The organism is Ottowia beijingensis, from assembly GCF_013423955.1.
Classification (GTDB): Bacteria; Pseudomonadota; Gammaproteobacteria; order Burkholderiales; family Burkholderiaceae_C; genus Ottowia; species Ottowia beijingensis.
Genome location: NZ_JACCKX010000001.1, coordinates 1,023,986 through 1,037,315 on the forward strand (window position 1 = coordinate 1,023,986; position 13,330 = coordinate 1,037,315).

The window sequence follows — 13,330 nt, forward strand, 5'->3', positions numbered from 1 at the left end:
CTGCACCACCGCGACGTGCCCGCCTACACCTTCGAAGCCCTGCAAGCCGACGGCAAGTCCCGCAAGGGCGTGATCGAGGCCGACACCGCCAAGGCTGCGCGCGCGTGCTGCGCGGGCAGGCGCTGGTGCCGCTGGCGGTGGAGCCGGTGGCGGGTGGCGCCGGCGGCTCGGTGCTGTCGCGCCCCATCGGCGGCGGCCGCGCCTTCAACAGCACGCAGCTGGCGATCTGGACGCGGCAGCTGGCCGGCCTGGTCGCATCGGGCCTGCCGCTGGAGCGCTCGCTCACTGCCCTGACCGACGAGGCCGAGGACGAACGCCAGCGCAACCTGATCGCCAGCCTGCGCTCGGAGGTCAACGCCGGCTCGCCGCTGGCCAAGGCCATGGCGCAGCAGCCGCGCGAGTTCAGCCCCGTCTACACCGCCGTCATCGCCGCCGGCGAGCAGGGCGGCCACCTGGGCACCGTGCTGGAGCGCCTGGCCGACGACCTGGAAGAGCGCCAGGCGCTGAAGGCCAAGCTGATCGGCGCTGCGCTGTACCCGGCCATCGTCACCCTGGTGGCCATCGTGATCGTGATCTTCCTGGTCAGCTACGTGGTGCCGCAGGTGGCCACGGTGTTCGCCGGCACGCAGCGCAGCCTGCCGTGGATCACGATCGCCATGCTGTCCTTGAGCGACTTCGTGCGCGGCTATGGCTGGTGGCTGCTGGGCGCTATGGTACTGATAGCTGTCGGCGCCCGCCTGGCGCTGAAAAACCCCGCTTTTCGCCAGAAGTTCGATGCCTTCTGGCTGCGCCTGCCGCTGGTGGGCCGGCTGGCGCGCGGCTACAACGCGGCGCGCTTCGGCAGCACGCTGGCCATGCTGGCCGGGGCTGGCGTGCCAATCCTGCGCGCGCTGCAGGCCGCGGCCGAAACCCTGCACAACACCGCCATGCGCGCCGACGCCGAGGACGCCCTGGTGATGGTGCGCGAAGGCGCGCCGCTGGCCAGCGCGCTGGCGCAGAAGAAGCGCTTTCCCGGCCTGCTGGCCATGTTCGCCCGCTTGGGCGAGCAGACCGGCCAGCTGCCGCTGATGCTGCAGCGCGCGGCCAACCAGCTCAGCGCCGAGGTGCAGCGCCGCGCCATGCAGCTGGCCACCGTGCTGGAGCCGCTGCTCATCGTCGCCATGGGCGTGATCGTGATGCTGATCGTGCTGGCGGTGATGCTGCCGATCATCCAGCTCAACCAGTGGGTGAAGTGATCCCCTGAGTCGCCTTCGGCGCCTTCCCCCAGGGGGACAACGCTGGTGCGCGGGGGACCCGCGCACGGCGTTCTGGCTTGGCCTGCTGCGCGGCCATGGGTTCCTCAAGCATCCACGCACTGACCTCCACCATGGCCACCACCTTGCACAACCAGCTCGTCGTCGCCATTTCCTCGCGCGCGCTGTTCGATTTCGAGGAGGAAAACCAGCTGTTCGAGGCCGGCGATGCCGAGGCCTACATGCGCCTGCAGTTCGAGCGCATCGACGTGCCGGCCAAGCCGGGCGTGGCGTTCTCGCTGGTGAAGAAGCTGCTGGCCTTCAACGAGCCAGGGCAGCAGCGCGTGGAGGTGGTGGTGCTGTCGCGCAATGATCCGGTGAGCGGCATGCGGGTGTTCCGCTCGGCGGCGGCGCACGGGCTGCGGCAGATTCAGCGCGGCGTGTTCACGCAGGGGCCGACCCGTTCCGCTACGTGCGGCCGCTGGGCGCACACCTGTTCCTGTCGGCCAACGGCGCCGACGTGCGCGAGGCGCTGGCGCTGGGCTACCCGGCGGCGCAGGTGGCCACGCAGTCGGCGCGCGCCGGCGACCGCCACCCCGACGAAGTGCGCATCGCCTTCGACGGCGACGCCGTGCTGTTCTCCGACGAGGCCGAGCGCGTGTTCCAGAGCGGCGGGCTGGACGCCTTCCAGTCGCACGAGATCGAGAAGGCCAACCTGCCGCTGCCGCCCGGCCCCTTCCAGCCCTTTCTGGCGGCGCTGCACCGGCTGCAGCACGGTGGCGCCGCGCGCATGCGCATCCGCACGGCGCTGGTCACGGCGCGCAGCGCGCCGGCGCACGAGCGCCCGATCCGCACCCTGATGCACTGGGGCGTGAGCGTGGACGAGGCCCTGTTCCTCGGCGGCCTGCCCAAGGGCGAGTTCCTGCGCGAGTTCGAGCCCGACTTCTTCTTCGACGACCAGACCGGCCACATCGAGCACGCCGCGCAGCACGTGCCGGCCGGCCACGTGGCCGCTGGTGTTACAAATTTGGCGGCGGCGCGCGAAACCCCGCGGCGCCGAGCGGACTCCAACCGGGCATGAGTGTTTCGCGCCTGCTTCTGTCGTTCGTTGTCATCGCCCTGCCCTTCGGCATGGCACCCGCCGTGGCGCAGCCTGCCGATGTGCCCGCCACCAGCCCCAAGAAACCCAGCAAGGGCGAACAGCAGGCGCTGAAGTGGTTCAGCATGCTGGATGCCAACCAGGACGGCCGCATCTCGCGCGACGAGGCCAAGGTGGCGTTCCGGCTCAGCCCGTCGCTGGCCGAGTATTTCCGCAACGCCGACCTGAACGGCGACGGCTACCTGACGCAGCAGGAAATCCGCACTGTGGCCGACCGCCGCCGCGCCGAACGGCAGGAGCGGCGCAAGCGCGAGGCCCTGCAGAAGCAGCAGGCGCAGGCGGCCGCGCTCGGGCGCGACAGCGCCACAGCGGCGCCCGACGCGCAGCGCTGAAGCGCCGCCACCGCCCGCGGCACGCTTCGCGCCGCAGCAGGACTGCCGCCGCACATGGCCCGCCGGATTGCCTGCAACAGGGGAGTATGCATCTCCAGCGCCTATCTGGCGGGCGCTTTCGCGGCGCATGCAGGGGAGTATATGAAACAGGGCGTTGGCATGGCGTGGCCACGCCCCTGATCACCCCACCCGGCGTGCCGCCCCACGCCCCCGCCCCGCCCGGGCCGCTAGCATGCGGCCTTCTTCGCCCCACAAGAAAGTCCAGTCATGGCCTGGTCCGACAAGCTCGCCCGTTTCGGGAATTTCCTGCGCCAGGTCTGGCACCTGTCCGCGCCCTACTTCCGCTCGTCCGACGAGCGCTGGAAGGCACGCGGCCTGCTGGCGGCCATCGTCGCGCTCAACCTGGGCGCGGTGTACATGCTGGTGCAGATCAACGAGTGGAACCGCGTGTTCTTCGACGCGCTGCAGAACAAGAACCAGGACGTGTTCTGGACCCAGCTGGGCCGCTTCACGTACCTGGCGATGATCTTCATCGTCATCGCCGTCTACCGCTTCTACCTCACGCAGCTGCTGCAGGTGCGCTGGCGCGCCTGGATGACGCGCGACCTGATGCACCGCTGGCTCAGCGGCCATGCCTTCTACCGCATGGAGCTGGCGCGCTACGCCGGCGCGCCCGAGCCCACCACCACCGAAGCCGGCCTGCCCCACCCCGGCCAGCGCGTGCCCGACAACCCCGACCAGCGCCTGCAGGAAGACGTGAACCTGTTCACCAGCCAGACCATCGGCCTGTCGATGGGCTTTCTGAACGCCGTGGTCACGCTGGTCAGCTTCGTCGGCGTGCTGTGGGCGCTGTCGGGCAGCTTCTCGTTCAATTTCAACGGCAGCACCACCACCACCATCCCCGGCTTCATGGTGTGGATGGCGGTGCTGTACTGCACCGTGGGCAGCGTGCTCACGCACTACATCGGCCGCCCCTGATCGGCCTGAACTTCGAGCAGCAGAAGCGCGAGGCCGACTTTCGCCACCACCTGGTGCGGGTGCGCGAATACAGCGAATCGATCGCGCTCGACCGCGGCGAGCAGGTCGAGGAGCGCAACCTGGACACGCGCTTCACGGCCGTGCTGTCCAACTACCTGCGGCTGATTGCCAAGCAGAAGCAGCTGGTCGGCTTCACCAACCTGTTCGGGCAGGCGGCGGCGGTGTTTCCCTTCATCATCGCGGCGCCGCGCTTTTTCAGCGGCGCCATCCAGCTGGGCCAGCTGATGCAGATTTCGAGCGCCTTCGACCGCGTGCAGGGCGCCCTGTCCTGGTTCGTCGACAACTACGACAGCCTGGCCGCCTGGCGCGCCACCACCGAACGCCTGACCAGCTTCGAAGCCGCGCTTTACAAGCAAAATCAGGCTTCAGCGCCCGTCCAGCAAGCGCCAGCAGCTATCAATTCAGAAGCAATCGAGACGCAGGGCCTGACGCTGCAACTGCCCACCGGCGCCACGCTGGTGCAAGGTGCCACGCTGCGCGCCGCGCCGGGCCAGCACACGCTGGTGCAGGGGCCGTCGGGCAGCGGCAAGAGCACGCTGTTCCGCGCGCTGGCCGGCATCTGGCCCTGGGCGCAAGGCCAGGTGGCGCTGCCGCAGCGCAGCATGTTCATCCCCCAGCGTCCGTACTTTCCGGACGGCGCGCTGCGCGACGCCCTGGCCTACCCCGAGCCGGCCAGCGACTACACCGACGAGCAGCTGAGGACCGCGCTGCAGGACGCGCTGCTGCCCGATCTGGCCAAACGGCTGAATGAGCGCGACAACTGGACGCAGAAGCTGAGCGGCGGCGAGCAGCAACGCCTGGCGATCGCGCGCGTGCTGCTGAAGCAACCGGCCTGGGTGCTGGCCGACGAAGCCACCAGCGCGCTCGACGTGCCGGCCGAGCAAGCCCTGTACACGCGGCTGAAGGCCATGACCGAGCGCGCCGGCGGCGCCCTGCTGTCGATCGCCCACCGGCCCAGCGTGGCGGCCTTTCATGCGCAGCGCTGGCAGCTGGAGCCCGCTGCGCCCGACGGCGCCGCGCGCTATCGCTTCAGCACCGGGTCGCTGGCCACGCCAGCTTGAATCAGAGGAAAACGGTGCAGTCGCGTGCGGACACTGCGCAATCAGCTATCCATGGCGCTGCCGCACCACCCGCGGCGCATGAAACGAAAGAGCCGAGAGGCCGCGGAGCAGGCCGGGCCAGCGACAGCCGTGCCCGGACCTGCGCCGGGCACTGGCTGTGTCCCCCTCCCGCAGGAGAGGGAAGACGCCGCAGGCGGCTCAGGGGGTGTTTCACTTCAGAAGCGGTGCGTGTAGTACAGCAGCACGAAATCCATGCCCGGGTTCGGCTTCTTGATGCCGGCGTTGGAGATGTGCTGGTAGCGCACGCCCAGCGTCGAACGCGCGTCGCGCCCCACTGCACGCCCAGCCCCAGCTGGTCGCTGAACTGGAAGGCGGTGCTGAGCGTGCGGGTGGGCGAAATGCGGGTGTGCGACAGCAGGCGCACGCCGATCGAGGCTTCGACAAAGAAGGCGATGGTGCCGCCCGAGAACGGACGCTCGATCCGGAACACGGGGAATAGCCGAATTCGATCAGGTCGCTGGCCTTGGGCACGTCCCAGGCGGACAGTTCGACCTCGTGCCGCAGCTTCAGGCGCCACTGCTGGCCCTGCCACAGCGGCTCGGCCCGCGTCCAGCCGGCGATGACGCCCAGCTTCTTGACGTCGCCCTTCTTCGCCTCGCCGCCGGTCAGCGTCCAGTCGACGCCTTGGGCCGCGGCGCCGCCGACGGCGCCAGCCCCCAGGGCCAGGGCCAGGGCCACTTGGACAAAGTGCCTGCTCGCCGGCAACGCGACCGGTACGGAAGAACGGAAGCGCGGGCCATGACCAGGCGCGCGGTGCGAATAAGAGCGCATATTGTGTTTGCGTTGTAGTGGTGGATCGTCGGCCGGCGGCTCCTCGCCGCCTTGTGCCCCGACCAATGAAGCCTTGCCCGGTGCACGGCCAGCATGATGGCATTTTTCACCCGCCGCGTCTGTCGGGCAATGACCACATGCGCGCGCAGCATTGGCCACGCACGTGCGCAGCCCGGCCGGCGCCGCAGGGCGATCAGGACTTGCCGGCCGCGTATCCGCCATCCACCAGCAGGTAGGCCCCGGTGACGAAGCTGGCCTCGTCGCTGCCCAGGAACAGCACGGCGTTGGCCACTTCTTCGTCGCGGCCCAGGCGACCGATGGGGTGCAGCCGGATCAGGGCCTGGCGCATCTCGTCCGGAAAATCCTTGAGCAGCGGCGTGTCGATGTAGCCGGGGCCGATGGAGTTGACACGCACGCCGCGCGGCGCCGCCTCGATGGCCAGCGTGCGCGTCATGTTAACCACGCCGCCCTTGGCCGCCGAATAGGCCACGGTGCCGCTCTGCCCCAGCGCGCCCAGGATCGACGCGCAGTTGATGATGCTGCCCGAGCCCTGGCGGTACATCTGTCGCAGCGCCGCGCGCGGTGCGGAACACGCCGTTCAGGTTGATGTCGATGGTGCGCAGGTAATCAGCGTCGGTGGTGTCGGCGGCATCGCCCGTGCCGCCGATGCCGGCGTTGGCGAACACGATGTCCACGCTGCCCCACTGTTCGACCGTGTTCGCCACCAGCGCATCGACCTGCTCGGTCGAGGTCACGTCGCAGGGCATGAACAGGCAGCGTGCGCCCATGGCGTCGAGCGCCTGGGCGCGCGCGGCGCCATCGCTGCCGGCCAGGTCGGACAGCACCACCTTGGCGCCCTCCTTCAGGCAGCGCTCCACCGTGGCCAGGCCGATGCCGCTGGCACCGCCGGTGACGATCATGGTCTTGCCTTGCAGTCGCATGGGTGTTCTCCTTTCGGTCAAAACGGCCAGCATAGCGCGCCGCCGAGACAGCGTGATTTCAATCGGATGACGGCGCCGCGCGCGATGGCCGCCAGCGCGCCCAGCCCTGCGCGCGCAGCTGGCACGCGGGGCAGGTGCCGCAGCCGTAGCCCCAGGCGTGGCGCCGGCTGCGGTCGCCGGTGTAGCAGGTGTGCGAGTGCTCCACGATCAGCTCGACCAGCGCATCGCCGCCGCCAGCCGCATCGCCCTGCTGGCCCAGGTCGTGCGCCAGCTGCCAGGTGGCGGCCTTGTCGATCCACATCAGTGGGGTGTCGACCAGGAAGCGCCGGTCCATGCCCAGCGACAGCGCGATCTGCATGGCCTTCATGGTGTCGTCGCGGCAGTCGGGGTAGCCGGAATAGTCGGTCTCGCACACGCCGGTGACCAGCGCCTGCAGGCCGCGCCGATAGGCCAGCGCGCCAGCGAAGGTCAGGAACACCAGGTTGCGGCCCGGCACGAAGGTGTTGGGCAGGCCGCTGCGCTCCAGCTCGATCGCCATGTCGCGCGTGAGCGAGGTCTCGCTGACCTGGCCCAGCACAGCCATGTCGATCACGTGGTCCTCGCCCAGGCGCTGGCGCCAGGCCGGAAAGCGCGCCCGCAGTGCGCGCAGCACCACCTGGCGCTGCTGCAGCTCGACGTGGTGGCGCTGGCCGTAGTCGAAGCCGATGGTCTCGACGCGCTGGTAGCGCGTCAGCGCGTGGGCCAGGCAGGTGGTCGAATCCTGCCCGCCAGAGAACAGCACGAGGGCGCTGGGGTGTGTCATGGATGCACGATGGTTTTATGAACAAAAACAGGCTTCAGCGCTTGTCTGACGGGCGCTGAAAGCTACTTTAATGATAGCAATCAACGATCCGGCAACGTGCTGACGTACTGCGCCGCCTGGGGCCGCAGGCGCACCGGCCTGGCCTTGACCACCGTGCCGATGTTGACGAAGCACAGCGCCTGCTCGTCGGGCTGCAGGCCGAACAGCGTGCGCAGCGGCGCCGACTGCAGCGCCTTGCCGCTGGTCAGCGCACCGCCAAAGCCCTGCGCGTGTGCCATCAGCAGCATGTTCTGCACCGCGCAGCCGGCCGAGACGATGCGCTCGTGCGGTTCGATCTCGGCATCGTCGTCGCGCAGGCGCACCACCGCCAGCAGCAGCAGGGGCGAGCGGTAGGCCTTCTCGCGCGCCTGCGCCACCTGCTGCGGCGTGGCGCTGGCGTCGCGTTCGAGCAGCGCCGTGGCGAACACCTCGGCCAGGCGATCGCGCGCCCCGGCCGGCACCAGCACGAAGCGCCAGGGCAGCAGCTCGTGGTGATCGGGCGCGCTGGCCGCCGCGCCCAGGATGGCCTGCAGCTGCGCGGCATCGGGGCCGGGCTCGGCCAGCCGCTTGGGCAAGATGGTCTGGCGCGTGTGGATCAGGGCGTGGGCCAGTTCCACCACCTCGGGCGGACGGGGGTGGCCCAGGGCGGGGGTTGTCAGCCGGCTTTGCCGTCGATGCGGGGTCTTCCATACCAGTTAGCGTAACGCAGCGCCCACGCGGTGAGAATCGCGGTCCACAGCAGTGCGGCCAGCGCCGTCAGCCACATGGGCATGCCCTGCACCGCCGCCAGCAGGCGCACGCCGACGGCCACCTGCAGCAGCCAGAACATGGCCCACACCGGGTTGTCGGCCACCAGCGCGCGCCCGCTGTGGCCGCACGACACGCGTGTGACCATGGCCACCATGATCGAGCCCAGGAAGCCCATCGACAGCGCATGCAGCGCGCCCAGCCCCAGCACCGGCTGCCCCGTGGCCAGCCACAGCGCCTGCGATGCCGCGCTGTACAACAGCGCCAGCCCCAGCCACACGAAGCCCACGTGCAGCATCGCCAGCAGGCGGATCTTCAGGCTCTGCACCAGGCCCCACACCACCGCCAGCCACAGCAGCACGCCGCCGGCAGCCAGCTCGACGGCGATGGCGAGCACCGTCCACGCCGGCCAGGCCTGCTGCGAGGGCGCGAAGAAGTCGACCCACAGCGCCAACACCTCGAACGCCGCCACGCCCAGCATCAGCCGCAGCACCCAGAACGGCCGCCACAGCTCGATCAGCGGCAGCACGTTGGAGGTGAAGAACGGAATCATGCGGTGCGCCACGCTGACGTACACCACCACGATGAAGCCCCACAGCGCCGTGCGCACCAGCACCAGGGCCAGCGCGTCGTGGCCGGCCAGCATGGCCAGCCCGGTGCCGGCCAGGCTGAGCACGCCGACGATGCCGCCCACGCCCACCGACTTGGCGTGCATGCGGTCTTCCGCCCGGCTGGCGCGCACCAGCTGCCAATACAGCATGAACATCCACGCCAGCCCCAGCCAGGCCAGCGCCAGCCCGGCCAGGGCCACACCCGCCTGCAGATGCGCGCCCGCCAGCCACAGCAGCCAGCCGCCCGCCTGCAGGAACAGCGGCCACTGCAGGCGCGGCACCGGCAGCGGCTCCACCCGCAGCCAGTTGGGCCCGGCGGTGAACAGAAAGCCGGCAAAGAACAGCGGCATGAAGCCGAACACCATGGCCGCCGCGTGCGTCAGCGTGGGCGACACGGCGTAGCCCAGGCCGAACCAGCCGTGCACGCGGTCTTCCTGCACCAGCAGCCACCAGCCGCTGGCCACCACCAGGATCAGCATGGCCAGCCAGAACGCCAGCCGGTGCGGCGCCACCATCAGCATCCACGGCCGCCACGGCCCAGTCACCGGCGCCGGCTTGCCGCTGCGCGCCGGGGCACCGGTGGCGCGGTGCGAACGGGAATGGTGCGGGCAGGCTGGGGCGGCGTCGGGTCGGTCATGGCACCCCTTGTACGCCGCAAGGCAAACCCCTGGCCATGACCGGGGTCAAGAGAACCGGGGGCGGCAGCCGCGCGCCAGGGTGGCGTCAGCCGTCGGCCGTCACGCCCGCGGCCTTGATCACCTTGGCCCACTTGGCGGTTTCGGCGTCGATGAAGCGGTTGAAATCCTCCGGCGTGCCGCCGCCGGGAACGGTGCCCATGGCATCCAGCCGGGCCTTGATCTCGTCGCTGGCCACCAGCTTGTTCAGCTCGGCGTTCAGGCGCTGCACGATCTCGCGCGGCGTGCCGGCGGGCGCCAGCACGCCGGCCCAGGTGCTGCCGGTGAAATCCTTGAAGCCCTGCTCGATGAAGGTGGGCGTGTCGGGCAGCGCCGCCAGGCGCTTGTCGCCGGCCACGCCGATCAGGCGCACGCGCCCGGCTTTGCCGGGCTGGATGAGGCCGGTGGCGGCATCGAAGAACAGCGGGATCTGGCCGCCCATCAGGTCGTTCAGCGCCGGTGCCGCGCCGCGGTACGGGATGTGCACCATGTGCGTCTTGGTCTGCAGCTTCCACAGCTCGGTCGTCAGGTGCGCCGACGAGCCGTTGCCCGATGAGCCGAAGCTGATCTTGCCCGGGTTGGCGCGCGCGTACTCGATCACCTCCTTGGCCGTCTTGTAGGGCGCGTTGTTGGCCACCGCCGCCACCAGCGGCGACACGCCCAGCAGTGCCACGCCGGTCAGGTCCTTGGCGGGGTGGTAGGGCAGCTTGGGATACAGCGTGGTGTTGGCCGCGTAGGCCGCGATGACGACGCCGAAGGTGTAGCCGTCGGGCGCCGACTTGGCCAGCTGGTCGACCCCCATGATGCTGTTGGCACCCGGTTTGTTCTCGATCACGATGGTCTGGCCCAGCGCCTTCTGCAGGCCCGGCTGCACCAGCCGCGCCATCTGGTCGGTGAAGCCGCCCGGCGTGTAGGGCACGATGATGCGGATCGGCTTGACGGCCAGGCGGCCTGGGCCCAGGCCGGTGCCGCAAGCGTGGCCGCGCCGGCGGCCAGGGCCAGGTTGAGGCGGCGGCGGTTCAGGTTGGGGGCAGGCAAGTGCGGGCTCATCGATGTCTCCAGTCGGGTTCAGGTCGCGCCATTGTGGGCGGGCTGCCCCGCCTTGTCCGCCCCTGGCGACACCGCGCACCGCGTGCGCTGTACCCCTAATCGCCCCCTGGCAGGTTGCCGGCCAGCGGCGGCGCCGGGTGCAGGCGCGCGCAGCCGCGCCAGGCGCTGCCACGAAGCCTCGATCTGCTGCGGCGTGAGTTCACCGCGCGCAATCGCATCCTGCACCAGCGCCGCCACGTGGGTGCCCATGTCGTAGCGCGGCGCGAAGCCCGGCACCTCGCGCGCGGCCACCGCGCTGTTGGAATACACCAGCAAATCGTTGCCAGCCTGGATGGCGCGCACCAGCGCCTCGCGCTCGCCGTGGTACTTCTGGATCGCGCCCATGTGCATATCGTCCGTCACCACCACGCCGCCGAAATGCAATCGCTCGCGCAGGTGCGGGCCGATCATCTTCTGCGACAGCGTGATCGGCCAGTCGGGGTCGATCCGGCGGTTGACCAGGTGCGCCGTCAGCACCGCGTCGGCCAGCCCGGCGCGGATGAGGTGGCGGAACGGGCGCAGCTCCATCGACTGCGCGGTGCCGGTCACGTCGACCAGGCCCAGGTGGCTGTCGTCGTGCGCCAGGCCGTGGCCGGGGTAGTGCTTAAGCGCCGTGAGCAGCCCTTCGTCGTGGTGCGCGCGGATGAAGGCGGTGGCGTAGCGCTCGGCCACCGCGGGCTCGTCGGCAAAACTGCGTCCCAGCACACCGATGACCGCCGACGCCGGCTGGTGCGTCTCGTCGTGCGGATCGCAGCGCAGGTCGACCACCGGGCCCAGGTTGAAGTTGAAACCCGCGTCCTTCACCATCGACGCCATGTGCCGGTAGGTGGCATAGGCCTGCTCGGGCGTCTGGCTGGCCGCCACCTGTTCGGGCGCCGGCGTGTCCTCGAAGCCGTTGCTGGCGCGCAGCCGCTGCACCAGGCCGCCCTCCTGGTCGAGCGCGATCAGCAGCGGCAGCGACGGCAGCGGGTTGGCCGCCTGCAGCGCCGCGTTCAGCGCCTGCACCTGCCCGGGGCTGGTGATGTTGTTGCGAAACAGGATCACGCCACCCAGTTGCCCGGCGCGGATCTGCGCCAGCGCCTGCTGCACGGCGGGCGACGCCGCATCGGTGCCGTCGATGCCCATCATCACCATCTGGCCGGCCTTCTGCGTCAACGTCAACGGCGGCTGGCCGGGCCAGGTCTGGCAGCCGGCCAGCGCGAGGCCCGCCAGGCCCAGGGCAAGGATCTTCGCCACGCGGGGCAGGCTTGGCGACGGCCACGAACGCATCATTTTCGACAGGGTCATCCGGTCATTCTGCGCGGCGCCCATCGCGCGCCGCTTGCGCCTGGTCAGCCCGCCGGCACGGGCGGTTACCATGGCCCGCCGCCGCCCCTGCCCCTGGATTGATCCGTGTCCCCAGCGCCTGAACCCCTGCCCCCTGCCGTGCCAATCAACCCCGTCCTGGCGGTCGACGTGGCCATCATCGGCGCCGGCCCGGCGGGCCTGATGGCGGCCGAGGTGCTGTCGGCCGCCGGCGTGGCCGTGCACGTGTTCGACGCCATGCCCTCGGTCGGCCGCAAGTTCCTGCTGGCCGGCAAGGGCGGGCTGAACCTGACGCACGCCGAACCCTTCGACCGCTTCGTCACCCGCTACGGCGCGGCGCAGGGCCGCGTCGAGCCCTGGCTGCGCGACTGGGGCCCGCAGCAGGTGCGCGACTGGGCGGCCGGGCTGGGCATCGACACCTTCGTCGGCACCTCGCAGCGCGTGTTCCCGGCCGGGATGAAGGCCGCGCCGCTGCTGCGCGCCTGGCTGCAGCGCCTGCGCCACCCGGCTGCGGGCGGCGCGCCGGTGTGCTTTCACATGCGGCATCGGTGGGTGGGCTGGGCCCCGCCGCCGGATACTACTGAAAACATAGCTGCCAGCGCCCGCCCCACAAGCGCTGAAGGCCTTTTTGGCTTTGAATCGCCCACTGGCGCTGTGACGGTACAGGTACGTGCCGCCGTGCTGGCGCTGGGCGGTGCCAGCTGGCCGCGCCTGGGTTCGGACGGCGCCTGGCAGGCCTGGCTGGCGGCACGCGGCGTTCAGGTGGCGCCGCTGGTGGCCGCCAACAGCGGCTTCGACGTGGTGGGGCGCGGCGGCGCGGGCTGGTCCGACTTCTTCCGCCAGCGCTTTGCCGGCCAGCCCTTCAAGTCGGTCGCCCTCACCGTGCGCGATGCATGCGGCGCTACGCTGTTCCAGCGCCCCGGCGAATTCGTCGCCACCGACACCGGCATCGAAGGCAGCCTGGTCTACGCCGCCAGCGCCCTGCTGCGCGAGCAGATCGCCGCACAGGGCCGCACCACCGTCTGGCTCGACCTGCTGCCGGCGCGCTCACCGCAGCAGGTGCTGGTGGCGCTGAAGGCGCCCCGCGGCACGCAAAGCCTGTCGAACCACCTGCGCCGCCAGCTGGGGCTGGACGGCATCAAGACGGCCTTGCTGAACGAACTGCTGCCGCGCGAAACGCTACAAAATCCTGAGCTGCTTGCGCCGATCCTGAAAGCGCTGCCGCTCGATTTGCATCGCACCCGCCCGGTGGCCGAAGCCATCAGCAGCGCCGGCGGCGTGCGCCTTGACGAGCTGGACGACGACCTGCAACTGCGCCGTCTGCCCGGCGTGTTCTGCGCCGGCGAGATGCTGGACTGGGAAGCCCCGACCGGGGCTACCTGCTCACGGCGTGCCTCGCCAGTGGCGTGCGCGCCGGGCGCGGCGTGCGGCAGTGGCTAAAGGGCGGCAGCTGAAGCCGACTGGCGGCG

At 70.4% G+C, this 13,330-nt stretch carries 5 protein-coding genes and 7 pseudogenes; 5 read left to right on the forward strand and 7 right to left on the reverse strand.

Annotated elements, in window-relative coordinates; genetic code table 11:
- The first annotated feature begins 15 nt into the window (after positions 1-15).
- The 4 genes and pseudogenes from gspF to H0I39_RS05185 all read left to right on the forward strand — a co-directional run bounded on the left by gspF (position 16) and on the right by H0I39_RS05185 (position 4,822).
- A pseudogene (gene gspF / locus H0I39_RS05170) lies at positions 16-1,235 on the forward strand (type II secretion system inner membrane protein GspF).
- A gap of 131 nt (positions 1,236-1,366) precedes the next feature.
- Positions 1,367-2,313 (forward strand): annotated as a pseudogene (locus H0I39_RS05175) (5'-nucleotidase).
- Complete coding sequence (locus H0I39_RS05180; protein WP_180549799.1) at positions 2,310-2,723, forward strand: EF-hand domain-containing protein; 414 nt, start codon at positions 2,310-2,312, stop codon at positions 2,721-2,723. The pseudogene H0I39_RS05175 and the gene H0I39_RS05180 overlap by 4 nt, the downstream one beginning before the upstream one ends.
- Positions 2,724-2,990: 267 nt before the next feature.
- Positions 2,991-4,822 (forward strand): annotated as a pseudogene (locus H0I39_RS05185) (ABC transporter ATP-binding protein/permease).
- A 215-nt stretch (positions 4,823-5,037) separates the two neighbouring features.
- Here the strand turns inward: H0I39_RS05185 and H0I39_RS23940 are convergent.
- The 7 genes and pseudogenes from H0I39_RS23940 to H0I39_RS05220 all read right to left on the reverse strand — a co-directional run bounded on the left by H0I39_RS23940 (position 5,038) and on the right by H0I39_RS05220 (position 11,792).
- A pseudogene (locus H0I39_RS23940) lies at positions 5,038-5,756 on the reverse strand (acyloxyacyl hydrolase).
- 90 nt (positions 5,757-5,846) lie between these two features.
- A pseudogene (locus H0I39_RS23945) lies at positions 5,847-6,627 on the reverse strand (SDR family NAD(P)-dependent oxidoreductase).
- A gap of 25 nt (positions 6,628-6,652) precedes the next feature.
- Entirely contained in the window at positions 6,653-7,396 is a 744-nt protein-coding gene (queC, locus tag H0I39_RS05200) for a 7-cyano-7-deazaguanine synthase QueC (protein ID WP_180549801.1), read from the reverse strand.
- Positions 7,397-7,476: 80 nt separating this feature from the next.
- Complete coding sequence (locus H0I39_RS05205) at positions 7,477-8,055, reverse strand: nitroreductase family protein (RefSeq protein ID WP_373368255.1); 579 nt, start codon at positions 8,053-8,055, stop codon at positions 7,477-7,479.
- A gap of 35 nt (positions 8,056-8,090) precedes the next feature.
- On the reverse strand, positions 8,091-9,338 hold the full coding sequence (locus tag H0I39_RS05210) for an NnrS family protein (protein ID WP_308645776.1): 1,248 nt from the start codon (positions 9,336-9,338) through the stop codon (positions 8,091-8,093).
- 178 nt (positions 9,339-9,516) lie between these two features.
- A pseudogene (locus tag H0I39_RS05215) lies at positions 9,517-10,517 on the reverse strand (tripartite tricarboxylate transporter substrate binding protein).
- Between the two features lie 18 nt (positions 10,518-10,535).
- The gene (locus tag H0I39_RS05220; protein WP_180549802.1) at positions 10,536-11,792 is read right to left on the reverse strand and encodes a glycoside hydrolase family 3 N-terminal domain-containing protein; all 1,257 of its coding nucleotides are present in this window, start codon (positions 11,790-11,792) and stop codon (positions 10,536-10,538) included.
- A gap of 252 nt (positions 11,793-12,044) precedes the next feature.
- On the opposite strand from H0I39_RS05220, the pseudogene H0I39_RS05225 reads away from it, so the two are divergent.
- Positions 12,045-13,315: pseudogene (locus H0I39_RS05225) on the forward strand (TIGR03862 family flavoprotein).
- The last annotated feature ends 15 nt before the right edge of the window (positions 13,316-13,330 follow it).

Coding starts and splice junctions, on each gene's coding strand:
- H0I39_RS05180 (WP_180549799.1), top strand. CDS start 2,310: ATGAGTGTTTCGCGCCTGCTTCTGTCGTTCGTTGTCATCGCCCTGCCC.
- queC (WP_180549801.1), bottom strand. CDS start 7,396: ATGACACACCCCAGCGCCCTCGTGCTGTTCTCTGGCGGGCAGGATTCG.